This window comes from Streptomyces sp. NPDC007896 (assembly GCF_042959425.1).
GTDB lineage: Bacteria > Actinomycetota > Actinomycetes > Streptomycetales > Streptomycetaceae > Streptomyces.
In genome coordinates this window covers 558567-581328 of the sequence record NZ_JBIBKX010000004.1, presented here as the reverse complement: position 1 = coordinate 581328, position 22762 = coordinate 558567, and the positions used below count along the sequence as shown (strand labels likewise).

Here is a 22762-nt window from a genome sequence, read left to right as displayed (position 1 = left end):
GTCAGCGACCGACCGGCAGGCGGGACGCCGTGCGGTACGGGGCCGTCAGGCGTGCGCGGCCACGCCCGCCGATTCCTCGACCTCCAGCAGCGACGCGCTGTGCCGCTCCTCCTCGAACGCCTTGCGTCCGCCGCGCAGCCCGAAGAGGCGTTTGGCGAGGGCGATGTAGAGGACGGCGAGGATGTTGAGGACCAGGGTGGCGATCTTCAAGTAGCTGACGTGCTCGGTGAGTTCGTAGATCTCCAGGGGCAGGAAGGCGGCGGTGGCGACCACCGTCAGATACTCCGCCCAGCGCTTGGCGTACCAGAGACCGCCCGCCTCGACGAGTTCGATCAGCGCGTATGCCAGCAGCAGCGCGGCCACCAGGGCCAGCGTGGAGTGCTTGTAGCCGAAGGACTTCTGGATGGTGCCGACGACCGGCGAGTGGTCGAGGTCGTAGTGGAAGTGCCTGAAGACCGGCCGGAAGACGTCGAGGTTCTCGTCGAAGAGCCGGCGCACCGAGTCCTGGCTGTTGCTGAACTTCCACACCGCGGCCGCGACCAGCACGATGAACACCCCGCGCACGGCCCGTTCGATCGCCAGGAAGCGCAGGATGAACAGATCGCGCAGCACCTTGCCGCGCGGCACCAGGGGAGCGTCCTGCGCGGGGCCCGAGCCATGCGGTTCGTCCAGCACGAAGTCGCCGCAGCGCAGACAGCGCCAGGCCTCGCCGAGGCTCGTCTCGGCGCGCAGCCGCCGGCGCAGTTCCGGCTCGTCGGGCGCGTACGTCACATGACCTTTGCGCGCGCACGTCCGCCGGTCCCAGTCGATCTTCATACTCCGTGTCCTCCGCAGAACATGCCGCGCCGTGCCGGTCAGTCCGGCACGGCACGGTAGTGCATGTTCTACGAGACGGAGGCCCGAGGGTCACGGTTCCGAGGCGGGCGAGGATGCGCTCAGCGCGTCGCCGCGCCGGTGAGTTCCTGTTGTTCCTGCGCCACCTGCTCCGGGGCCTCCCCCGGGTGCGCACCGCCCCTCCGGGGCAGCAGGACGGCGACCAGCACGGTCCCCACTCCCAGGATCACCGCGCCGATGAGGCTGGTGTGCGCCACCGCGTCCGAGAAGGACGAACCGACGGCGTCCGCCATCCGCTGCGCCCCGTGGGCGAGCTGGTCTGCCTGCGCCTTCAGCTGCGCGGCCTTCTCGGTGTTCCCGGCGTGCCCCGCCCGCGCGGCCTGCTCGCCGAGCTGCCGGGCCTTGTCACCGATGCCCTGGGCGACCGCGTAACCCGCGCCGACCGAGTCCTGCGCCGTGGACAGGGCGCCCGCCGGGAGCTTGCTGCCCGCGGTGGCGTCCGAGAGGTGCGAGGAGTACGAACTCGCCAGCACGGAACCGAGGATCGCGATGCCGAGTGAGCCGCCGAGCTCCAGCGAGGTGTCGTTGACGGCGCCGCCGACGCCGAGTTCGGCCTCGGGGAACGCGCCCATGATGGCGTCCGTGCAGGGTGAGAGCGCGAGCCCGATCGCGAGGCCCAGGATGGTGAGGGGCAGCACGAAATCGCCGTACGAGGATGCCGAGTCGACCCGGGTGAGCAGCGCGAGCGCCGCGGTGCCACCGACCATGCCCGCGGTGACCGTGATCTTCATGCCGATGCGCGGGGTGAGGTACCCGGTGAGCGCCGAGCCGACGAACACGGCCCCGGCGAGCGGCAGCATCCGCACCCCGGTGTCCAGCGCGTCGTAGCCGAGGACGAACTGGAGGTGCTGGGTGAGGTAGTAGAAGGCGCCGAAGACGGCCAGGAAGAAGAGGGCGACGGCGAGGTTGGAGCCGGCGAACCGGCGGTGGGCGAAGCGGCGTACGTCGACGACCGGGCGCGGGTGGCGCAGCTCCCACACCACGAAGGCCACGAGGCCGACACCCGCGACGACCGCGGCGGTCACGGCTTTGACGCCCCATCCGAAGTGCGGCCCTTCGATGATCATGTAGACCAGCGAGCCGATCCAGACCACGGACAGCAGGCCGCCGACGTGGTCGATGCGGTGGTGGTGCGCGGCCTTGGACGGCGGTACGAGGACGAGGGCCCCGACGATCGCGAGCGCGGCGATGGGCACGTTGATCAGGAACGTGGACGACCAGCCGTGGTGCTCCAGCAGCGCACCGGCGACCAGTGGCCCGGCCGCGATGGCGAGTCCGGCGGTGGCGGTCCACAAGGTGATCGCCTTCGCCCGCTCCTCGCGCGGGAAGGTCGCGGCGAGCAGGGAGAGCGTCGCGGGCATGATCAGGGCGGCGCCGACGCCCATCACGGCACGGGCGGCGATGACCCCGGTGGAGCTGTCGACGAGCGAGCCCGCGACCGCGCCCCCGCCGAAGACGACGAGCCCCAGGATGAGCGCGCCGCGCCGGCTGTACTTGTCGCCGATCGCGCCGAGCAGCAGCATCAGCGCGGCGTACGGGACGGTGTAGCCGTCGATGACCCACTGCAGGTCCGCGCTGGACAGGCCCAGGTCCTGGGTCATGTCGGGGGCCGCGACCGTGAGGGCGGTGTTCGCCATCACGATGATCAGCAGGCTCAGACAGAGCACCAGCAGCGCCCACCAGCGCCGGGCGTAGGGCCGGCCCATCCCCTCGGCCGGTTCGTTCATGACGAGACGCATGACTACGGTCGCCCTCCCTCTCTCTTCATCCCTCTTGCACACCGACGTGCAACTGCACAACCATGTGCAATGTACGTCGATGCACAGCACTGTGCAAATGGAGGAGGTGGAGCCCTTGTGGAGGGCACGAGTGATCACCTCGCGCGGCTCCGGGGGCGTGCAGAATGGCAGCCATGACCACGGGTAGTGCCAGCCGCGCGGATGCGAACCGCCGCCGCATCCTCGACGTCGCGCTCGCCGAGCTGCTGCGCGACCCCGACGCGTCCATGGACCAGATCGCACGGGCCGCGGGCGTCGTACGGCGCACGGTGTACGGGCACTTCCCCAGCCGCGAGGCGCTGATCAGCACGTTGACCGACGGCGCGGTGGAGGCGGTGGCCGCGGCGCACGCGGCGGGCCGGGAGAGCGGCCGGGACCCGGCGGAATCGCTGGTCCGCTCGACACTCGCCGTCTGGGAGATCGCCGACCGCTACCGGCTGCTGGTCGCCCTCGCCCAGCGCAGCGTCACGGTCCAGGGCATCCGCGAGCGGCTGACGCCGGTGCGCGAGGCCTGCGCGGAGCTGTTGCGGCGCGGCCTCGACCAGGGCGTGTTCGAGTCCGCGCTGCCGGCGCCCGCACTGGCGTACGTGCACGAGCAGATGCTGTTCGCCCTCATGGAGGCGGTGAACGACGGCCTGCTGGCACCGGAAGAGGCGGGCCGCTCCGCCGCGATCACCATGCTGACCGCGGCGGGCGTACCCGCCTCCAGAGCCACCGAACTGGTGACCAAGCTGAGCGATTGAGCTTGTCCGACACATACACCGAGCGGCCAGGTCTACGGGGGGAGAACCTGGCCGCCCGGCGGCTTGGGGCGCCCCGAAGGGGCGCGGGGAACTGCGCGACCAGCCACAACGGACCCGCAGCTCCAAACGGCGCTTACGCCTTCGCCAGCTCCTTCTCGCCGCCCTGCTCCGGCACCTCCGCGGTGAGGACCGCGTCCTCGTCGTTGTCCAGCAGAGTCTTCTCGTCGAACGGCAGCTCACCGGCGAGAACCCGGTTCACCCGCTCCTTGTCGACCTCACCGGTCCACGTGCCGATCAGCAGCGTGGCGACCGCGTTGCCCGCGAAGTTGGTGACCGCACGCGCCTCGCTCATGAAGCGGTCGATACCGATGATCAGACCGACACCGTCCACCAGCGCGGGCTTGTGCGACTGCAGACCACTGGCCAGGACGGCGATACCGGAGCCGGAGACACCCGCCGCGCCCTTCGAGGCGACCATCATGAAGAGCAGCAGGCCGATCTGCTGACCGATGCTCATCGGCTGGTCCATCGCGTCGGCGATGAACAGCGAGGCCATGGTCAGGTAGATCATCGTGCCGTCGAGGTTGAAGGAGTAGCCGGTCGGCACGGTGATGCCGACGACCGGGCGGCTGACACCCAGGTGCTCCATCTTGGCGATGAGCCGCGGCAGCGCGGACTCGGACGACGAGGTGGAGACGATCAGCAGGAACTCCCGTCCGAGGTACTTCAGCAGTTGGAAGAGGCTGACCTTGGCGACGAGCTTCGTGAGCGTGCCGAGCACGATGACGATGAAGAGCGCACAGGTGATGTAGAAGCCGAGCATGATCGTGCCCAGCGCCTTCAACGCGTCCATGCCGGTCTCGCCGATCACGGCGGCCATGGCGCCGAAGGCACCGACGGGCGCGGCCCACATGATCATGCCCAGGATGCGGAAGACCAGCTTCTGTATGTGCTCGACACCCTTGAGCACCGGCTGTCCCGCACGGCCCATGGCCTGCAACGCGAAGCCCACGAGGAGGGCGATCAGCAGGGTCTGGAGCACCTGGCCCTCGGTGAAGGCCGAGACGAAGGTGGTCGGGATGATCCCGAGGAGGAAGTCGACGGGGCCCTCGGCGGCGGCCTCGGCCTGCGTGTGCCCGACTCCCTTCACGGCCTCGGTCAGGTGCATCCCGCTGCCCGGGTGGATGATGTTGCCGACGACCAGGCCGATGGCCAGCGCCACGAAGGACATACAGATGAAGTAGCCGAGCGCGAGACCGCCGACCTTGCCGACCTTGGCGGCCTTGCGTACCGAGCCGACGCCGAGCACGATCGTGCAGAAGATGATCGGGGAGATCATCATCTTGATCAGGCTCACGAAGCCCGTGCCGATCGGCTTGAGCTCCTTGGCGAAGTCCGGCGCGGCGAACCCGACGGCGATGCCGAGCACAACCGCGATGATCACCGCGATGTACAGATAGTGGGTGCGGTCCCGCTTGGCGGCGGGTGCGGCAGGTGCCGTTTGGGTGCTGGCCACGGCTGCCCTCCTTGACGACGTCATCGGCATCATCCGGCGTGCGGCTCACGTCCGGCGGAACCCGGTGTGCGGTCTGCTCCTGGGGGATCCCAGGGTGCGGCTCACTCGGGGGGATCCCGGGGTGCGGCTCACTCCGGGGGATGCGGTGACTATCTCCCGCCCTGTGAGGGCGGTCACCCTTCCGTTCATTTAGTTCACGCTTATAAGGAGAGGCAGACTGAACGACATGCGCTTCCTCCCCGTCCCGCGACCCCGCAGCCTGGCCGGCCAGCTCTTCGCCATGCAGGCCGTGCTCATCGCGGTGCTCGTCGCCGGGTACGCGCTGTTCAGTTACGTCAGCGACCGCAGCCAGGCCGAGGACGCGGCGGGCCGCCAGGCCATGGCCGTGGCCCGTTCGATCGCCGACGCACCCTCCGTCCGCGATGCCATCCGCACCACGAACCCCACCAAGGATCTCCAGCCGTACGCGCTCCAGGTGCAGCGGGACACCGGCGTGGACTTCGTGACGATCATGAACCCGCAGGGCATCCGCTGGACCCACCCCGACGAGACGCTGATAGGCAAGCACTTCCTCGGGCACATCGGACCCGCCCTGCACGGCAAGTCCTTCACGGAGACGTACACGGGCAGCCTCGGGGCGTCCGTCCGCGCCGTCACCCCGATCCTGGACAACGGCCACATCGTCGGCCTGGTCAGCGCGGGCATCAAGGTCGAGGCGATCACCCAGCGCGTGCAGGAGCAGGTGACCGCCCTCGTCGGCGTCGCAGGCAGCGCACTCGTGCTCGGCGGCATCGGCACATACGTCATCAACGCCCGGCTGCGCCGCTCCACGCACGGCCTGAACGCGGCCGAGCTGAGCCGGATGCACGACTACCACCAGGCCGCGCTGCACGCCGTGCGCGAGGGGCTGCTGATGCTGGACGGGCAGTACAGGGTGGCGCTGATGAACGACGGCGGGCGGGAGCTGCTGGGCGTGACGGACGAGGTCGTCGGACACTCCGTGGCCGACCTCGGGCTGCCCGCACCGCTCACCGGCGCCCTGCTGTCGGCGGAGCCACGGGTGGACGAGGTGCATCTGACGGCGTCGCGCGTGCTGGTCGTGAACACCTCCCCGGTGTCCGGCGGCGAGCGGCGCGGCACGGTGGTCACTCTGCGCGATGTGACCGAACTCCAGTCCCTGATGGGCGAGTTGGACTCCGAGCGCGGCTTCACCCAGGCGTTGCGCTCACAGGCGCACGAGGCCGCGAACCGGCTGCACACGGTGGTCTCGCTGATCGAGCTCGGGCGCGCCGAGGAGGCCGTCGAGTTCGCCACCGCCGAGCTCGAACTCGCCCAGACGCTCACCGACGAGGTGATCTCGGCGGTCAGCGAGCCGGTCCTCGCCGCCCTGCTGCTGGGCAAGGCGGCCCAGGCGAACGAGCGGGGCGTGGAACTGGTGGTGTCGGAGGAGAGCGGTATCGACGACGGGCTGCTCCAGACCGGCCTGCCGGCCCGTGACCTGGTGACCGTGCTGGGCAATCTGATCGACAACGCGATGGACGCGGCGCAGGGGACGGTGGGGGCACGGGTGACCGTCACGGCCTTCACGGACGACTCCGGCCTGGTCCTGCGGGTCGCCGACACGGGCGCGGGAGTCGACCCCGCCCACGCGGAGGCGGTCTTCCAGCGCGGCTGGTCCACCAAACCGGCGGGGCCAGGCGGCCGGGGCCTCGGGCTGGCCCTCGTACGTCAGGCCGTGAGCCGTCACGACGGCACGCTGACGGTGGCGGAGGCACGCGGGGGCGGGGCGGAGTTCGAGGCGCGGCTGCCGTTGCCTACGGTGGCCCCGGGCGCCCCTGCCGCACCCTTGCCGGAGGCCGCCGGAGAACCGGCCCCGGCCCCCACCGAAAGAGCCACCACCGAAGGGGCCGCCACCAAAGGGGCCGCCGCCGAGCCCGAGTCCGCCCAGCACGCCCTGCCTGGAGGCGACGTATGACCGCCGACCCCATCCGCGTACTCGTCGTCGAGGACGACCCGGTCGCCGCCGACGCGCACGTCATGTACGTGGGCCGGGTGCCCGGCTTCACGGCGGTCGGCAAGGCGCACTCCGGCGCGGAGGCGCGGCGCGCGCTGGACCGTACACCGGTGGACCTGCTGCTGCTCGACCTGCACCTGCCGGACGTGCACGGACTGCAGCTCGCCCGCTCCCTGCGTGCCGCCGGCTATCACGCGGACGTGATCGCGGTGACGTCCGCGCGGGACCTCGCGGTCGTACGGGAAGGGGTCTCGCTCGGGGTCGTCCAGTACGTCCTGAAGCCCTTCACCTTCGCCACCCTGCGCGACCGCCTCGTCCGGTACGCCGAGTTCCACGCGGCGGTGGGCGAGGCGAGTGGTCAGGACGAGGTGGACCGCGCCCTGGCCACCCTGCGCGCCCCGAGCCCGGCCGCCCTCCCCAAGGGCCTCAGCGCGCCGACCCTGGAGAGGGTCACCCGGGCGCTGCGGGACAGCGCCGAGGGCCTGACGGCGGCCGGGGTCGCGGAGTCGGTCGGCATCTCCCGGATCACGGCCCGGCGCTATCTGGAGCACCTGGTGGACGCGGGACGGGCGGCGCGCGCTCCGCAGTACGGGCAGGTGGGACGACCGGAGTTGCAGTACCGGTGGGTCAAGGGCTGATCGCGCGGGAGGTCAGCCGTTCGGCAGGATCACGGCGCGGCCCTTCACCTTCCCGGCGTGCAGCCGCTCGTACGCGAGGGGGGCCTCGTCGAGGGAGTACGTCTCGGTGTGCACGGAGACGGCGCCGGTGCGGGCGAGGTCGAGGACCTCGATCAGCTCGCCGCGGGAGCCCCAGTAGGGGGCGTGGACCGACACCTCGAAGGGCAGCGTGCCGAAGCCGACGGGCAGGGCACCCCCGCCGATCCCGACGATGCTGATCTCGCCCTCCACCGCGGCGAGCGCCCCTGCGGTCCGCACGGTCGGCTCCGCGCCGACGAAGTCGAACACGGCCTGGGCACCGATGCCGCCGGTGAGTTCCCGTACCTTCGCCGCGGCCCCGGCGTCGGACAGGACGGCCTCGTGCGCCCCGACGCTCCGGGCGAGCGTGAGCTTGTCCTCGCTGACGTCGAGGGCGATCACCCGGGCCGCGGTCATCGCCCGCAGCAACTGGATGGCGACGTGGCCGAGTCCGCCCGTACCGATGACGACGGCGGTGGACCCGGGCAGCAGCTTGGGCAGCGCCCGCTTGATCGCGTGGTACGGGGTCAGTCCGGCGTCCGTGAGGGGCACGGCGGCGACCGGGTCGAGACCGTCGAGCGGTACGAGGTGACGGGCGTCGTCGACGATCAGGTACTCGGCCATCGCACCGGGCGCGCCGAGCCCCGGCGGGCGGATGCCGAGCTCGTCGGCGCGCAGACAGTAGTTCTCCTTGCCCTCGGCGCACTTGGCGCAGAGGCCGCAGCCCCACGGCCCGTACACGGCGACCGGATCGCCTTCCTTCAGGCCGCTCACTCCGTCGCCGAGCGCGGCGACCGTGCCCGCGCCCTCGTGCCCGAGGGTCAGCGGCAGCGCGTAGGGGAAATTCTCGGCGGGCCGGCTCATCACGGCGATGTCCGAGTGGCAGACGCCCGCCGCGGAGACCTTCAACAGGACCTGTCCGGGGCCGGGTTCGGGATCGGGGACGGTGACGACCTCGGGGGCGGCGCCGATGGTGCGGTACTGGAGTGCCTTCATTCTTCCCACTCCTTCGAAGGGGGCCGCTGGTGGCTCAGACGGCCGTGTAGGCGCCGTCGACCAGGTGGTAGCTGCCGTGGACGAAGGAGGCGCGCTCGGAGAGCAGGAAGGTGACCAGCTCGGCGACCTCCTCGGGGCGGCCGAGGCGGCCGGCCGGGTGCAGCGCGACCAGGCCGTCGTACTGGGCCTGCTCCATCTCCTTCAGCAGTGGGGTGTCGATGAAGCCGGGGCCGACCGCGTTGACGCGGATGCCCTTCGGGGCGTACTCGGCGGCGGCGGTCTTCGTCAGTCCCACCACGCCGTGCTTGGCGGCGACGTACGCGGACGAGCCTGCCGAGGCGACCGAGCCGAGGATCGAGGAGACGTTGACGATCGCGCCGCCCCTGCCCGCCGCCTCGATGGCCGGAAGCTCGTAGCGCAGGGAGTGGAAGACACCGTCGAGGTTCGTGCGCACCACGCGGTGGTAGGCGCCGATGTCGTACGCGCCGGTGGGCACGACCGGTCCGCCGACGCCCGCGTTGTTCACGGCGAGGTGCAGGCCGCCGAAGGTGTCGACGGCGAAGGCGACGGCCGCCTCGACGGACTCGGGCCGGGTGACGTCGACCGCGACGGCGGCGGCATGGATGCCCTCGGCCCGTAGTTCGGCGGCGGCCTTCTCGGCGCCCTCGGCGTTGTGGTCGGCGATGACGACGCCCGCGCCGCCGGCCCCGAGGCGGCGGGCGGTGGCGAGGCCGATGCCGGAGGCGGCGCCGGTGACGAGGGCGGCCTTGCCGGAGAACTCGGTGGAGTAGTCGGGGACGAGGGCGCTGAGGGTGGTGAGGGCCATGTCGCTGATCACTTTCCTGATTCGAGGGTGGCGCGGTGGGAGGCCGCGAGGGCGGCCTCTCCCATCAGGGCGTCGTAGGCCTGCTCCACGAGAGCGGCGAGGTCGACGGCGTCCGGGTCGTGGTGGTCGTCGGGGCGGCCGCCGGGGTGGGCGTCGGAACGGTCGCCGGGGTGCCCGTCGGGGTGGTCCGCCTGTCTGCCGCGCGCCCAGGCGCGCAGCGCGGCGGTGAGGACGCCCGCGGCGGCGTCGACGACGACGGCCGGGCGCAGATCGCGTATGTCGTCGGCGCCGAGCCGGTCGGCGATGATGCGGATCGACTCCTCCTGGGCGTCGACCCGGATGCGCTCGTACGCCGCGAACAGCGCGGGTTCGGTGTCGACAAGGGCGAGCAGCGCGCGCATGCGCGGCCGTATGTGCGAGGCCGGGTTCTCCTGGTCGGCGAGCCAGTCGGCGACGGCCCTGCGGTAGGCGAGGAGCGGGGGTTCGTCGGCGGGCCGGGCCCGCAGGAGGGCGTTGATGCGGTCCCCGTCGCCGCGGACGAAGTCGAGGGCGGCGTCCTCCTTGCCCACGAAGTGGCGGCTGAAGGTGCGGCGGGTGACGTCGGCGCGGTCGGCGACGGCCCCGACGGTGACGTCCGCGAGGCCGCGCTCCAGGATCAGGTCGAGCGCGGCGGCGGCCAGTGCGTTGCGGGTCTGCCGGGCCTTGCGCTGCCGACGGTCCTCGACTCCGTCCTGAGCCGGGACGGGGTCGGGAAAGGTGTCCTCGTTGACCTTCATGTTCCCGACCGTACCCCACAGATGTCCCAGTGGGACATGAGACCCGGTGAGACTCATGTCCCACCGGGACATCACAGGCCCATCTCGGTGAACGCCGCGAGGTCACGAGCCGCTGCAAGGTCATTGACGTGGACTAGTCCACGCTCTTACGTTCACCGGGCAGACAACTCGGCCACCAATGACGTCGGCCAGTAGGAGGTCGTGCCCGTGCGCCCCACCGCCGCCCCGCTACTCCTCGCCACTCTGCTCACCGCGACCGCGCTCAGCGCCTGCGGATCGGGCTCCGGAAGCGATCCGGACACCGTGAAGGTCTCCTTCAAGCAGTCCACGGACAACTCGATCCGCGTCATGGACACCTACTTGGGTGAGATGAAGAAGGAGTTCGAGAAGGCCAACCCCGGCAAGAAGGTCGAACTCGTCCCGATCAAGGCCCCGGACTCCGAGTACTACACCAAGCTCCAGCAGATGCTGAGATCTCCCAAGACGGCTCCGGACCTGGTCTACGAGGACACCTTCCTCATCAACTCGGACATCACGAGCGGGTACTTGAAGCCCCTCGACCCCTACCTCGACAAGTGGCCGGACTGGAACCAGTTCATCGACACGGCGAAGTCGGCCGCGAAGGCGCAGGACGGGAAGACGTACGGCGTCCCGGACGGCACGGACACCCGGGGCCTCTGGTTCGACAAGGGCATCTTCAAGAAGGCGGGCCTGCCCGCCGACTGGCAGCCGAAGACGTGGGACGAGGTGCTGGCCGCCGCACGCACCATCAAGGCGAAGGTCCCCGGCGTCACCCCGCTCAACGTCTACACGGGCAAGCCGGCGGGCGAGGCGGCCACCATGCAGGGCTTCGAGATGCTGCTGTACGGGACGGGTGACGGAACGTCGGACCCCCTGTACGACACGGCGTCGAAGAAGTGGATCGCGGGCAGCCAGGCCTTCAAGGACGCGCTCACCTTCGTGCACACGGTCTACAAGGAGAAGCTGGGCCCCGACGTCTCGGACGCCCTGGACCCGAACTTCCCCACGAGCGTCCGCGGTGAACTGATGCCCAAGGGCAAGCTCGGCATCAACCTGGACGGCAGCTGGCTCCCGCAGGACTGGCTGAAGGGCGCGGGGCACGAGTGGCCCGAGTGGTCGCAGAAACTCGGCCTCGCCTACATGCCGACGCAATCCGGCCAGGCCCCCGGCAAGGTGAGCATGTCCGGCGGCTGGACCTGGTCGATCCCCGCCAAGGCGTCCAACCCGGACCTCGCCTTCAAGTTCATCGAGACGATGCAGACCAAGGCGAACGCGCAGAAGTGGTACATCGCCAACTCCGGCATCGCGGTGCGCAAGGACGTGGCCTCCGACCCCGGATACGTGAAGGCGCAGCCCGGCATCAAGTTCTTCACGGACCTGGTCGCGAGCACGCACTACCGCCCCGCGTACCCGGCCTATCCCAAGGTCTCGACGGCCGTCCAGGAGGCCATGGAGGGCGTGACGACGGGTGACAGCTCGGTCGACAAGGCGGCGAGCGGGTACGACGAGGAGCTGAAGACGGCCACCGACAACCAGGTGATCAGGAAGTGAGGCTGCGCCGCACCCTGACCCGCGCCCTGCCCCTCACCCCCGCCGTCGCCCTCCTGCTCCTCTTCCTGGCGGGCCCGATCGCGTACTGCGCGTACATCGCCTTCACCGACCTCCAGCTCACCGGCCAGGCGCACTCGTCCTTCGTCGGCTTCGAGAACTTCCGGGCGGCGTTCAAGGACGACGCGTTCCTGAACGCGGTCTGGCTGACGCTGGTGTTCACGGTCCTGTCGTCACTGGTCGGCCAGAACACGCTGGGCCTGGCGCTGGCTTCGCTGATGCAGCGGGCGTCGAAGCCGGTGCGGACGGTCGTGGGCGGGATCGTGATCACGGCGTGGGTGCTGCCGGAGGTGGTGGCGGGGTTCCTGCTGTACGCGTTCTTCCGACGGGAGGGCACGCTGAACGCGATCCTGGACCGGCTCCACCTCCCCACCCAGAACTGGCTGTTCACGCTGCCGATCCTGGCGGTGTCGTTCGCGAACGTCTGGCGGGGGACGGCCTTCTCCATGCTGGTGTACTCGGCGGCCCTGAACGAGATACCGAAGGAGATCACCGAGGCGGCGGAGGTGGACGGGGCGGGTGGCTGGCGCCGTATGTGGCACATCACGCTGCCGATGATCCGCCGCTCGATCGGCACGAACCTGATGCTCAACACCCTTCAGACGCTGTCGGTGTTCGGGCTGATCTGGGTGATGACGAGGGGCGGCCCGGGGAACAGGAGCCAGACGCTGCCGCTCTTCATGTACGAGCAGGCCTTCCAGAAGAGCATGATCGGATACGGCACCGCGGTGGCGCTGCTCCTGCTGGTGGTCGGCTCGCTGTTCTCGCTGGTGTACATGCGGCTGCTGCGGACGGAGGTGTGACATGCCGGTCCGTACGACACTGAGGTCCCGCCGCACCGGCCGCCGGCTGGCCGCCGACGCGGGCCTGCTGGCGGTGGCCGCCGCCTTCGCCCTCCCTCTCGCCTGGGTGGTCCTGTCGGCCCTCGACCCGCACGCGGGCCTCAGGGTGAAGGTTCCGGACGGTCTCACGCTGGGCAACTTCGACGCGGTCCTGAAACCGGACATCACCTACACACCGCTGCTCAACAGTCTGATCCTGTGCGGGGGCGGGACGCTGCTCACGGTGGTGTGCGCGGCGCTGGCCGCGTATCCGCTGTCGCGGTTCCGCTCGCGCCTGAACCGCCCCTTCCTGCTGACGATCCTCTTCGCGACGTGCCTGCCGATCACGGCGATCATGGTCCCGGTGTACGCGTTGTTCGTACGGGTGAACCTCATCGACACCGTGCAGGGCACCATCTTCTTCTTCGCCGCGTCCCAACTCCCCTTCGCCATCTGGCTGATGAAGAACTTCATGGACGGCGTACCGAAGGAACTGGAGGAGGCGGCGTGGACGGACGGGGCGTCGTCGCTCCAGTCCCTGATACGGATCGTGCTGCCACTGATGGGGCCGGGGGTCGCGGTGGTGACGGTCTTCTCGTTCGTGATGATGTGGGGGAACTTCTTCGTCCCGTTCATGCTCCTGCTGACACCGGACCAGATGCCGGCGTCCGTGAGCATCAACGACTTCTTCGGAAATCGGGGGACGGTGGTCTACGGGCAGCTGGCCGCGTTCTCGGTCATCTACTCGACGCCGGTGATCCTGCTGTACGTGCTGGTGTCCAGGCGGCTGGGCGGGGGGTTCGCGTTGGGCGGCGCGGTCAAGGGGTGAGAGCCGGGCCGGTCTCGCCGGGGTGCCTGGTGGACGTGACGGGAAGGGAAGGGGCGGCGAGGGCAACACCGTATGTTCGTACGATCCGTAATTGTGGCCGAACAGACCGTAGTCACCACCGCCCCGGCCCCATACTTTGTGCGCGTGCAGCGACCGCAGGCCCATCAGCCCACCCCGCCCTTCAACGCTCCGGCCGCCCGCAGACTGCGGGCTGCCCTCGGCATGGGCCCCGAGCATGTCGCGTACGGAATGCGAGCCTCGTACGGGCTGCCGTACGTCACCCCCGACCTCGTCGCGGCCTGGGAGAGAGGGACGACCACCCCCACTGGGCCCGAACTCACCGCGCTGGCGGGCGTGCTGTGGTGCTCACCGGGTGAACTCATCGGCGCACCAAGGACGTTGCGCGAGCACCGCGTGTCACGCGGGCTGGCCCAGGAGGACATCGCCCGTACCGTCGGCCTCGAACTCCTCGCCTACCAGAGGATGGAGGAGGCCGACGAGTGGCGCGGCAACGACCGGCAGTCGGTCGCCCTCGCCGACACCCTCGAACTGTCGCTTCGGGACTTCATCACCGTCACCGGACGCGACGCCAAGCTGGCCGAGCTGCTGCGCAGCGCGGTGACGACGCGCTGGCAGGCGTACGTCCGTCCGGTCGGGAAGATGATCCCGCTGGACCGCCGCCTCCTGGAGGACGTCCTCCAGGAGATGCACACCGAGTACCAGGGGCAGATGGTCGTCACGCTCAGCTGGAGCGGCGGATCGGCCGCCGCCGACGCCGAGGACTCCGGCCGCGACTTCCTCGACCGGATCGTCGATCACTTCTGGGCGATGCTCCAAAGAAGCACGTACTGAGTCCGCTCGACCCGAGGTCGTGCGACCCGCGGTCGTGCGACCCGCGGTCGTGCGACCCGAGCCGGTACGACCTAGAACACCAACTCCGCCTCGTCCATCCGGTCCTTCGGCACCGTCTTCAGCTCCGTGACCGCCTCCGCCAGCGGCACCATCAGCACATCCGTGCCGCGCAGCGCCGTCATCCGCCCGAAGTCGCCCCGGTGCGCCGCCTCCACCGCGTGCCAGCCGAACCGCGTGGCAAGCACCCGGTCGTACGCGGTCGGGGTGCCGCCCCGCTGCACATGACCGAGGATGACCGGCTTGGCCTCCTTGCCGAGGCGCCGCTCCAGCTCGTACGCCAGCGCCGTACCGATGCCCTGGAAGCGCTCGTGGCCGAACTGGTCGATGGCGCCGTGGCCGTAGTCCATGGTGCCCTCGACGGGGTGGGCGCCCTCGGCGACGCAGATGACCGCGAACTTCTTGCCGCGGGCGAAGCGCTCCTCGACCATCGCCATCACGTCGGACGGGTCGAAGGGGCGCTCGGGCAGACAGATGCCGTGGGCGCCGGCCGCCATTCCGGACTCCAGGGCGATCCAGCCCGCGTGCCGGCCCATGACCTCGACGACCATCACGCGCTGGTGGGACTCGGCGGTGGTCTTGAGGCGGTCCATGGCCTCCGTGGCCACACCCACCGCGGTGTCGAATCCGAAGGTGCGGTCCGTCGACGAGATGTCGTTGTCGATCGTCTTGGGGACACCGACCACCGGCAGCCCCGCGTCCGACAGCATCCGGGCGGCCGTCAGCGTGCCCTCGCCGCCGATCGGGATCAGCACGTCGATGCCGAACTCGCGGGCCATGTCCTGCGCGTTCTCGCAGGCCTCGCGGAGCCGGTCGCGCTGCAGCCGCGAGGAGCCGAGAATCGTGCCGCCACGGGCGAGGATGCCGCTGACCGCGTTGAGGTCGAGGGTGCGGTAGCGGCCGTCGAGCAAGCCCGCGTAGCCGTCCTCGAAGCCGATGACCTCGTCCCCGAAATTGGTGACCGCTCGGTGCACGACCGACCGGATCACGGCGTTCAGGCCCGGGCAGTCGCCGCCTGCGGTGAGAACTCCGATACGCATCGTGCTGTGTCTCCTGCTCGCTGCTGGTACGTGTGAGCCGGTCCGATTGTTTCACGAGACGAAGGGCACCGACGATTCCCTCCTCCCCACCAGGCCGTTTGTCCTGGCGGGCGCCTTAGCTACCCTCAGAGGTATTGTCAAGAGGGTTCCGCTCACCCCAGTGGGCCATTTTTCCGAGCCCCGAAACCACCCAGCGCCGCAACGGATGGAGAGCACGCGTGACCCGCAGCGTCTACGTGACCGGGATCGACCGCGGCGACGGCCGCCAGGTCGTCGAGCTGGGGGTGATGGAGCTCCTGACTCGCCAGGTCGACCGGGTGGGCGTCTTCCGTCCGCTCGTCCACGACGGCCCGGACCGGCTCTTCGAGCTGCTGCGCGCCCGCTACCGGCTGACCCAGGACCCGGCGAGCGTGTACGGCATGGACTACCACGAGGCGTCCACGCTCCAGGCCGAGCAGGGCGCGGACGAGCTGGTCTCCACCCTCGTCGACCGGTTCCACCTCGTGGCCCGCGACTACGACGTCGTCCTCGTCCTGGGCACCGACTTCGCCGACACCCAGTTTCCGGACGAGCTGGCGCTGAACGCGCGGCTCGCCAACGAGTTCGGCGCCTCCGTGATCCCCGTGGTCGGCGGACGCGGGCAGACCGCCGAGTCCGTGCGCGCCGAGACGCGCAACGCCTACCGCGCGTACGACGGTCTGGGCTGCGACGTCCTCGCCATGGTCGTGAACCGGGTGGCCCCGGCCGACCGCGCCGAGATCAGCGAGCGGATCGACCACCGTCTGCCCGTCCCCTGTTACGTCCTGCCCGACGAGCCCGCCCTCTCCGCGCCCACCGTCGCGCAGATCACCCACGCCCTCGGCGGCAAGGTGCTCCTCGGCGACGACGCGGGCCTCGCCCGGGACGCGCTCGACTTCGTCTTCGGCGGCGCGATGCTGCCGAACTTCCTGAACGCCCTGACGCCGGGATGTCTCGTGGTCACCCCGGGCGACCGCGCCGACCTGGTGATCGGCTCGCTCGCCGCGCACAGCGCCGGCACCCCGCCCATAGCCGGCGTGCTCCTCACCCTGAACGAGCGGCCCAGCGACGAGGTCCTGACCCTCGCGGCCCGTCTCGCCCCCGGCACCCCGGTGATCTCGGTGGCCGGGAACTCCTTCCCCACCGCGGCCGAACTCTTCTCCCTGGAGGGGAAGTTGAACGCCGCCACCCCCCGCAAGGCGGAGACCGCCCTCGGCCTCTTCGAGCGATACGTCGACACCAGCGACCTCCTCAGGCGCGTCTCCGCGCCGAGCAGCGACCGCCTCACCCCGATGATGTTCGAGCACAAGCTCCTCGAACAGGCCCGTTCCGACAAGCGCCGCGTCGTGCTCCCCGAGGGCACCGAGGCCCGCGTCCTGCACGCCGCCGAGGTGCTGCTGCGCCGGGGCGTGTGCGAGCTGACGCTGCTCGGTCCCGTCGACCAGATCCGCAAGAAGGCCGCCGACCTCGGCATCGACCTGGGCGGCTGCCAGCTGATCGACCCGGTCACCTCCGAGCTGCGCGAGCGCTTCGCCGAGAAGTACGCCGTCCTGCGCGCCCACAAGGGCGTCACCGTCGAGCTGGCGTACGACGTCGTCGCCGACGTGAACTACTTCGGGACGCTGATGGTGCAGGAGGGGCTCGCCGACGGCATGGTCTCCGGCTCCGTGCACTCCACCGCCGCGACCATCCGGCCCGCCTTCGAGATCATCAAGACCAAGCCGGACACCAAGATCGTCTCGTCCGTCTTCTTCATGTGCCTCGCCGACAAGGTCCTCGTCTACGGCGACTGCGCCGTGAACCCCGACCCGAACGCCGAGCAGCTCTGCGACATCGCCATCCAGTCGGCCGCCACCGCCGAACAGTTCGGCGTCGAGCCGCGGATCGCGATGCTGTCGTACTCGACGGGTACGTCCGGGTCGGGCGCCGACGTCGACAAGGTGCGCGAGGCCACCGACCTGGTACGGCTGCGTCGCGACGACCTGAAGATCGAGGGGCCGATCCAGTACGACGCCGCGGTCGAGCCGACCGTCGCGGCCACCAAGCTGCCGGACTCCGAGGTCGCCGGGCAGGCCTCCGTGCTGATCTTCCCCGACCTCAACACCGGCAACAACACCTACAAGGCCGTACAGCGCTCGGCCGGCGCGATCGCCGTCGGCCCGGTCCTGCAGGGCCTGCGCAAGCCCGTCAACGACCTGTCCCGCGGCGCGCTGGTACAGGACATCGTCAACACGGTCGCGATCACGGCGATCCAGGCCCAGACTCCGAGCAGGGCATGACCACCACCGTCCTCCACCCAGAAGGCACCCCCGCAGTGACCGCCACCCGCGTCCTCGTCCTCAACTCCGGCTCCTCGTCGGTGAAGTACCAGCTGCTCGACATGCGCGACAGCAGTCGTCTCGCCATGGGCCTCGTCGAGCGCATCGGCGAGGGCACGTCCCGGCTGAAGCACACGGCGCTCACCACGGGCGAGACCCGCGAGACGATCGTCCCCATCGCCGACCACGCCGCCGCGCTCAAGGCCGTCGCCGAGGAGCTGGCCAAGGACGGCCTCGGCCTGGACTCCCCCGAGCTGGCCGCGATCGGCCACCGGGTGGTGCACGGCGGGAAGCAGTTCACCGCGCCCACGGTCATAGACGAGGCCGTGCTCGCCGAGATCGAGCGGCTGATCCCGGTCGCCCCGCTGCACAACCCGGCGAACCTGATCGGTATCCGTACGGCCCGGGCGCTGCGCCCCGACCTGCCCCAGGTCGCCGTCTTCGACACCGCCTTCCACACGACGATGCCGGAGTCGGCGGCGCGCTACGCGATCGACGTGAGGACCGCCGACGAGTACCGCATCCGGCGCTACGGCTTCCACGGCACCTCGCACGCGTATGTGTCCCGGGCGACGGCCGAGCTCCTGGGCAAGGCTCCCGAGGACGTGAACGTCATCGTGCTGCACCTCGGCAACGGCGCGTCCGCCTCCGCCGTACGGGGCGGCCGATGCGTGGACACCTCCATGGGGCTCACGCCGCTGGAGGGACTGGTCATGGGCACGCGGTCGGGCGACGTGGACCCCGCGGTCATCTTCCATTTGATGCGCGTTGGCGGGATGTCCACGGACGAGATCGACACTTTGCTGAACAAGAAGAGCGGCCTGATCGGTCTGTGCGGCGACAACGACATGCGGGAGATCCGTCGCCGTGTCGACGAGGGTGACGAGCAGGCGCGGCTCGCCTTCGACATCTACATCCACCGCCTGAAGAAGTACATCGGCGCCTACTACGCGGTACTGGGCCGGGTGGACGCGATCGCCTTCACCGCCGGAGTGGGCGAGAACGCCGCCCCGGTGCGCGAGGCCGCGGTGGCCGGCCTGGAGGAACTCGGCCTGGCGGTCGACGCCGACCTGAACGCGGCTCGAGGGGACGGGCCCAGACTCGTCTCCCCCGAGGGCGCACGGGTCGCGGTCGCCGTGGTGCCGACCGACGAGGAACTGGAGATCGCCACGCAGACCTACGCACTCGTGGGCGCGTCCCACGACCTCATCTGAGCGGCACCACGCCACCTCGAACGGGCGGCACCGTGCCACCTCACCTGAGCGGCAGCGCGCCCCTTTGTATCTTCCGCCAGACGGAATATTCCGTAGCGAAACAAACCGATAGGATCGCCCTATGCGCCGTTCGAAAATCGTCTGTACTCTCGGCCCCGCGGTCGACTCCCACGAGCAGCTCGTCGCGCTGATCGAGGCCGGCATGAACGTGGCCCGCTTCAACTTCAGCCACGGCACGCAGGCCGAGCACCAGAGCCGCTACGACCGGGTCCGGGCCGCCGCGGCCCAGACCGGCAAGGCCATCGGTGTCCTCGCCGACCTGCAGGGCCCGAAGATCCGTCTGGAGACCTTCGCCGAGGGACCCGTCGAGCTGGTGCGCGGTGACGAGTTCACCATCACCATCGAGGACGTGCCCGGCGACAAGCACATCTGCGGCACGACCTACAAGGGCCTGCCCGGTGACGTCTCCAAGGGCGACCCGATCCTCATCAACGACGGCAACGTCGAGCTGAAGGTCGTCGAGGTCGACGGTGCCCGGGTCAAGACGGTCGTCATCGAGGGCGGTGTGATCTCGGACCACAAGGGCATCAACCTGCCCGGCACGGCCGTGAACGTGCCGGCGCTGTCCGAGAAGGACGTCGAGGACCTGCGCTTCGCGCTGCGGATGGGCTGCGACATGGTCGCCCTGTCCTTCGTGCGTGACGCCAACGACGTGAACGACGTGCACAAGGTGATGGACGAGGAGGGCCGCCGGGTCCCCGTCATCGCCAAGGTCGAGAAGCCGCAGGCGGTCGAGAACATGGAGGCTGTCGTCGCGGCGTTCGACGCCGTCATGGTGGCCCGTGGTGACCTGGCCGTCGAGTACCCGCTCGAGAAGGTCCCGATGGTGCAGAAGCGCCTCGTGGAACTGTGCCGCCGCAACGCCAAGCCGGTGATCGTCGCGACCCAGATGATGGAGTCGATGATCACCAACTCCCGCCCGACCCGCGCCGAGGCCTCCGACGTCGCCAACGCGATCCTCGACGGCGCCGACGCGGTCATGCTCTCGGCCGAGTCGAGCGTGGGCGCGTACCCGATCGAGACGGTCAAGACGATGTCGAAGATCGTCGTGGCGGCCGAGGAAGAGCTCCTCTCCAAGGGGCTGCAGCCCCTGGTCCCCGGCAAGAAGCCGCGCACGCAGGGCGGTTCGGTCGCCCGTGCCGCCTGCGAGATCGCCGACTTCCTCGGCGGCAAGGGCCTGGTCGCCTTCACCAAGTCCGGTGACACCGCCCGCCGGCTCTCCCGCTACCGCGCGGCCCAGCCGATCCTGGCCTTCACCACCGACGAGGGCACCCGCAACCAGCTCGCGCTGAGCTGGGGCGTCGAGTCGCACGTCGTGCCGTTCGTGAAGAGCACCGACGAGATGGTCGACCTCGTCGACCACGAGCTCCAGAAGCTCAAGCGGTTCAACGACGGCGACATCGTCGTGATGACCGCCGGCTCGCCCCCCGGCGTCCCCGGCACCACCAACATGGTCCGGGTGCACCACCTGGGCGAGAGCGGCCGCACCGCCTGACCCGCGGCCCCCGTACGCCACCGAGGGCGCCTCCTGCGACAGGGGGCGCCCTCGGTGCGTGCTGATCACGGGCGGTTGCGGCAACACGTCGGCCGACTGCTGATACGCCTCCGGGCTCACAGGACTGTGGCCCGGCCCTCCGTGTGAGCGGAGGAACCGGGCCACAGTCCTGTGTGCGGCTCCCGAACGGGTCTTGGTGGTGACCGGCCGTCAGCCGGTCACGTACTGGTGCAGCCCGGGGATGGTCAGCGTGCCGCCGAACTGGCCGGCCTGTACGACCTTCACCTTGGTGAAGTAGATCAGCGGTATGTTCAGCGGCGGCGGGTTGTCCGGGCTGAACGTGATCGGGATCAGGCCGAGCAGGTTGCCGGAGATGCTTTCGGTGTACATCACCGTCTTGCCGTCACGGATGGTGGACGTCGTACCGCTGCCGGCCTGCACGTGGTACGTCTTGCCGGACTGCTTGTCGTTCACCGTCTGGTGCAGGTCGCCGATGTCCGTGCCGTCGGAGATGACGTACTTCAGGACCTTCTTGACGGTGCCGTTGGCGGTCCTCACCTTCACGATGCCCTGGTAGTCCGCGCCCTTGAGGAGCAGCGAACTGGCGTTCAGGTACCAGGGGTCGTCGGGCAGGGTCACCGGGTTGTCGACGCCGCCCTCGGCATCGGTGGCGACCGGGCAGTCCGCCGCGTTGGTGGTGGAGCTCGCGGACGGGCTGGGGGACGAGGTGGCCGCGTCGGTCGCGTCCTTGAGCGCCTTGGTGGTGTCCTCGGCCGCCTTGGTCGCCGTGTCGGTCGTGTCCTTCACGGTGTTCTTGACCGTGTCGGCGACCTTGCCGGTGGTGTCCTTGACCGTGTCGGACGTGGTCTTGTCGCCGGTGTCCTTGGTCGCGCTCGCCGAGGCGGACGCGGAGGCCGACGGCGTGGAGCTCGCAGTGGCGCTCGCCGTGGAGCCGCTGCCGCCGGTGAAGATGCCCGTGATCGCGTCGCCGATGGTGCCCAGCAGGTCGCCCCCGCTGCTCGCGGACGCCGACGGGGTCGCCGTCGCCGCGGTGCCGCCGCCACTGCTCTGCGCCGACTTGCTCGCGGACGGCGTCGGCGTGGACCCGGCCTTGTCGTCGGAACCTGAATCCGACGAAGAGGTCTTGTCCGGCGACGAGGACGCACTGGCCGAGGGGGTCGGCTCCGGCTTGTCGGTGGACGCGGAGGCGCTCGCCGAGGAAGAGGAGGACGCCGAGGCGGAGGGGGTCGGGCTGGCCGACGTGTCCTTGCCGTCCACGGCCTCGACGCACTTCTGGTACTCGTCGGCCGTCAGGCTCTTGGTGGGCGCGTGGTCGTCGGCCTGGGCGAGTGTCGGCGTGAACCCCATGCCCATGAGGACCGCGGTCGGCATCGCCGCGATGGCGACGGCCTTGCCCGCGGGCACGTGGAACCTGGTGAACAGCAGCTTCCTCGGGGCCGCGTGGCGCGGCCCGGTTCTCACCCGGGACTCGTCCACCTCGGTCCCGCGGATCACCTCGTCAGCCGGCACTGTGCCTCCCGTTCGCCCCGTGAGCGGAGCTCATTCCTGACAGGTCCCTGGGCTCGCCCGACTCGTCGGCGACCGCGGGGCCCGCGCTGTCGGCACCGTGCTGGATGCCCGTGGACTCCGGGCTCTGCGGCAGGTGCGGGGTGTTCGGGGTGGTGTCGAGGGCGTCCGGGGCGCCGCCCTCACTCTTGTGCGCCGGCGCACCCTGTTCCTCACCGGGCTCGCCAGGAACCCAGGAGACCGCCATCGCGCCGCCGGTCATGGCGAAGAGGAAGCCGATGAGGAAGCCGCCGAGGTTGGACACCGGGATGGAGACCAGCGCGAGCAGGATCGCGGCGACCCCGGCGAAGGTCCGTACGTGCTTCTGGAACCAGAGACTGATGCCCAGGACCCAGAGCAGCACGCCGATGATCAGGGAGCCGGCGCCGGCGGTGGTGGACATCGCCAGCGTCAGATGGCCGATCTGGAGGTTCGCGTACGGGAAGTAGGCGATGGGGAAGCCGCCGAGCAGGATGAACAAGCCGGCCCAGAACGGGCGATCGCCCCTCCAGGTACGGAAGTTCCGCCGGAAGACTTGGAGATAGTGCTCGCTCTGCCCGGGTGACTCGGCGCTCATGGAAACGGCTCCCTGGAACGGCTTTACTGTGTGGCGTACGCGCTTGAG

The 22762-nt window shown here is 70.1% G+C and carries 19 protein-coding genes; 10 read left to right on the top strand and 9 right to left on the bottom strand.

Annotated elements, in window-relative coordinates; genetic code table 11:
* Positions 1-45 precede the first annotated feature (45 nt).
* On the bottom strand, positions 46-816 hold the full coding sequence (locus tag ACFZDJ_RS17250) for a DUF2127 domain-containing protein (protein ID WP_168511308.1): 771 nt from the start codon (positions 814-816) through the stop codon (positions 46-48).
* A 119-nt stretch (positions 817-935) separates the two neighbouring features.
* Positions 936-2633 carry a DHA2 family efflux MFS transporter permease subunit gene (locus ACFZDJ_RS17245; RefSeq protein ID WP_391059818.1) on the bottom strand — a complete coding sequence of 566 codons (1698 nt, stop codon included), beginning with the start codon at positions 2631-2633 and terminating at the stop codon, positions 936-938.
* A gap of 164 nt (positions 2634-2797) precedes the next feature.
* Between ACFZDJ_RS17245 and ACFZDJ_RS17240 the strand changes: the two genes are divergently transcribed.
* Positions 2798-3415, top strand: coding sequence for a TetR/AcrR family transcriptional regulator (locus tag ACFZDJ_RS17240; RefSeq protein ID WP_384917100.1), 618 nt, complete (start codon positions 2798-2800; stop codon positions 3413-3415).
* Between the two features lie 133 nt (positions 3416-3548).
* Here ACFZDJ_RS17240 and ACFZDJ_RS17235 read toward each other — a convergent pair whose 3' ends face one another.
* A complete protein-coding gene (locus tag ACFZDJ_RS17235) occupies positions 3549-4964 on the bottom strand; it encodes a cation:dicarboxylate symporter family transporter (RefSeq protein WP_391059816.1) in 1416 nt (471 codons plus the stop codon).
* A 193-nt stretch (positions 4965-5157) separates the two neighbouring features.
* Here ACFZDJ_RS17235 and ACFZDJ_RS17230 point away from each other — a divergent pair, with 193 nt between their 5' ends.
* Both ACFZDJ_RS17230 and ACFZDJ_RS17225 read left to right on the top strand, forming a co-directional pair.
* Positions 5158-6906 (top strand): ATP-binding protein, encoded by a 1749-nt coding sequence (locus tag ACFZDJ_RS17230; RefSeq protein WP_391059814.1) that lies wholly within the window; start codon positions 5158-5160, stop codon positions 6904-6906.
* A complete protein-coding gene (locus ACFZDJ_RS17225) occupies positions 6903-7583 on the top strand; it encodes a response regulator (protein WP_391059812.1) in 681 nt (226 codons plus the stop codon). The genes ACFZDJ_RS17230 and ACFZDJ_RS17225 overlap by 4 nt, the downstream gene beginning before the upstream one ends.
* Positions 7584-7595: 12 nt before the next feature.
* On the opposite strand, the gene ACFZDJ_RS17220 is transcribed toward ACFZDJ_RS17225, so the two are convergent.
* From ACFZDJ_RS17220 to ACFZDJ_RS17210, 3 genes are read right to left on the bottom strand one after another with little or no spacing between them, the layout of a single operon-like run.
* On the bottom strand, positions 7596-8636 hold the full coding sequence (locus ACFZDJ_RS17220; protein ID WP_391059810.1) for an alcohol dehydrogenase catalytic domain-containing protein: 1041 nt from the start codon (positions 8634-8636) through the stop codon (positions 7596-7598).
* A gap of 34 nt (positions 8637-8670) precedes the next feature.
* Complete coding sequence (locus ACFZDJ_RS17215; RefSeq protein WP_391059850.1) at positions 8671-9462, bottom strand: SDR family oxidoreductase; 792 nt, start codon at positions 9460-9462, stop codon at positions 8671-8673.
* An 8-nt stretch (positions 9463-9470) separates the two neighbouring features.
* Positions 9471-10238: a TetR family transcriptional regulator gene (locus ACFZDJ_RS17210; RefSeq protein ID WP_391059808.1), complete on the bottom strand. Its 768-nt coding sequence runs from the start codon at positions 10236-10238 to the stop codon at positions 9471-9473.
* 201 nt (positions 10239-10439) lie between these two features.
* On the opposite strand from ACFZDJ_RS17210, the gene ACFZDJ_RS17205 reads away from it, so the two are divergent.
* The 4 genes from ACFZDJ_RS17205 to ACFZDJ_RS17190 all read left to right on the top strand — a co-directional run bounded on the left by ACFZDJ_RS17205 (position 10440) and on the right by ACFZDJ_RS17190 (position 14369).
* Positions 10440-11810 carry an extracellular solute-binding protein gene (locus ACFZDJ_RS17205; protein ID WP_390931962.1) on the top strand — a complete coding sequence of 457 codons (1371 nt, stop codon included), beginning with the start codon at positions 10440-10442 and terminating at the stop codon, positions 11808-11810.
* On the top strand, positions 11807-12670 hold the full coding sequence (locus tag ACFZDJ_RS17200; RefSeq protein WP_360269764.1) for a sugar ABC transporter permease: 864 nt from the start codon (positions 11807-11809) through the stop codon (positions 12668-12670). The genes ACFZDJ_RS17205 and ACFZDJ_RS17200 overlap by 4 nt, the downstream gene beginning before the upstream one ends.
* Position 12671: 1 nt before the next feature.
* Entirely contained in the window at positions 12672-13517 is an 846-nt protein-coding gene (locus ACFZDJ_RS17195; protein ID WP_391059806.1) for an ABC transporter permease subunit, read from the top strand.
* Positions 13518-13739: 222 nt separating this feature from the next.
* Positions 13740-14369: an XRE family transcriptional regulator gene (locus ACFZDJ_RS17190; protein ID WP_390932536.1), complete on the top strand. Its 630-nt coding sequence runs from the start codon at positions 13740-13742 to the stop codon at positions 14367-14369.
* Between the two features lie 71 nt (positions 14370-14440).
* Here ACFZDJ_RS17190 and ACFZDJ_RS17185 read toward each other — a convergent pair whose 3' ends face one another.
* Positions 14441-15466 carry an ATP-dependent 6-phosphofructokinase gene (locus tag ACFZDJ_RS17185; RefSeq protein ID WP_384917079.1) on the bottom strand — a complete coding sequence of 342 codons (1026 nt, stop codon included), beginning with the start codon at positions 15464-15466 and terminating at the stop codon, positions 14441-14443.
* A 218-nt stretch (positions 15467-15684) separates the two neighbouring features.
* Between ACFZDJ_RS17185 and pta the strand changes: the two genes are divergently transcribed.
* From pta to pyk, 3 genes are all read left to right on the top strand, one after another.
* The gene (pta, locus tag ACFZDJ_RS17180) at positions 15685-17763 is read left to right on the top strand and encodes a phosphate acetyltransferase (protein WP_391059804.1); all 2079 of its coding nucleotides are present in this window, start codon (positions 15685-15687) and stop codon (positions 17761-17763) included.
* A gap of 35 nt (positions 17764-17798) precedes the next feature.
* Positions 17799-19016 (top strand): acetate/propionate family kinase, encoded by a 1218-nt coding sequence (locus ACFZDJ_RS17175; RefSeq protein ID WP_391059848.1) that lies wholly within the window; start codon positions 17799-17801, stop codon positions 19014-19016.
* 121 nt (positions 19017-19137) lie between these two features.
* Positions 19138-20571 (top strand): pyruvate kinase, encoded by a 1434-nt coding sequence (gene pyk, locus ACFZDJ_RS17170; RefSeq protein WP_390931968.1) that lies wholly within the window; start codon positions 19138-19140, stop codon positions 20569-20571.
* Between the two features lie 210 nt (positions 20572-20781).
* Here the strand turns inward: pyk and ACFZDJ_RS17165 are convergent, their stop codons facing one another.
* On the bottom strand, positions 20782-22101 hold the full coding sequence (locus tag ACFZDJ_RS17165) for a hypothetical protein (protein ID WP_391059802.1): 1320 nt from the start codon (positions 22099-22101) through the stop codon (positions 20782-20784).
* Entirely contained in the window at positions 22091-22714 is a 624-nt protein-coding gene (locus tag ACFZDJ_RS17160; RefSeq protein WP_389603048.1) for a DUF6114 domain-containing protein, read from the bottom strand. The genes ACFZDJ_RS17165 and ACFZDJ_RS17160 overlap by 11 nt, the downstream gene beginning before the upstream one ends.
* Positions 22715-22762 lie beyond the last annotated feature (48 nt).

Excerpts from the sequence above, each read along its gene's own strand:
- ACFZDJ_RS17250 (WP_168511308.1), bottom strand. The coding sequence starts at position 816 with ATGAAGATCGACTGGGACCGGCGGACGTGCGCGCGCAAAGGTCATGTG.
- ACFZDJ_RS17245 (WP_391059818.1), bottom strand. The coding sequence starts at position 2,633 with ATGCGTCTCGTCATGAACGAACCGGCCGAGGGGATGGGCCGGCCCTAC.
- ACFZDJ_RS17240 (WP_384917100.1), top strand. The coding sequence starts at position 2,798 with ATGGCAGCCATGACCACGGGTAGTGCCAGCCGCGCGGATGCGAACCGC.
- ACFZDJ_RS17235 (WP_391059816.1), bottom strand. The coding sequence starts at position 4,964 with ATGATGCCGATGACGTCGTCAAGGAGGGCAGCCGTGGCCAGCACCCAA.
- ACFZDJ_RS17230 (WP_391059814.1), top strand. The coding sequence starts at position 5,158 with ATGCGCTTCCTCCCCGTCCCGCGACCCCGCAGCCTGGCCGGCCAGCTC.
- ACFZDJ_RS17225 (WP_391059812.1), top strand. The coding sequence starts at position 6,903 with ATGACCGCCGACCCCATCCGCGTACTCGTCGTCGAGGACGACCCGGTC.
- ACFZDJ_RS17220 (WP_391059810.1), bottom strand. The coding sequence starts at position 8,636 with ATGAAGGCACTCCAGTACCGCACCATCGGCGCCGCCCCCGAGGTCGTC.
- ACFZDJ_RS17215 (WP_391059850.1), bottom strand. The coding sequence starts at position 9,462 with ATGGCCCTCACCACCCTCAGCGCCCTCGTCCCCGACTACTCCACCGAG.
- ACFZDJ_RS17210 (WP_391059808.1), bottom strand. The coding sequence starts at position 10,238 with ATGAAGGTCAACGAGGACACCTTTCCCGACCCCGTCCCGGCTCAGGAC.
- ACFZDJ_RS17195 (WP_391059806.1), top strand. The coding sequence starts at position 12,672 with ATGCCGGTCCGTACGACACTGAGGTCCCGCCGCACCGGCCGCCGGCTG.
- ACFZDJ_RS17190 (WP_390932536.1), top strand. The coding sequence starts at position 13,740 with ATGGGCCCCGAGCATGTCGCGTACGGAATGCGAGCCTCGTACGGGCTG.
- ACFZDJ_RS17185 (WP_384917079.1), bottom strand. The coding sequence starts at position 15,466 with ATGCGTATCGGAGTTCTCACCGCAGGCGGCGACTGCCCGGGCCTGAAC.
- pyk (WP_390931968.1), top strand. The coding sequence starts at position 19,138 with ATGCGCCGTTCGAAAATCGTCTGTACTCTCGGCCCCGCGGTCGACTCC.
- ACFZDJ_RS17160 (WP_389603048.1), bottom strand. The coding sequence starts at position 22,714 with ATGAGCGCCGAGTCACCCGGGCAGAGCGAGCACTATCTCCAAGTCTTC.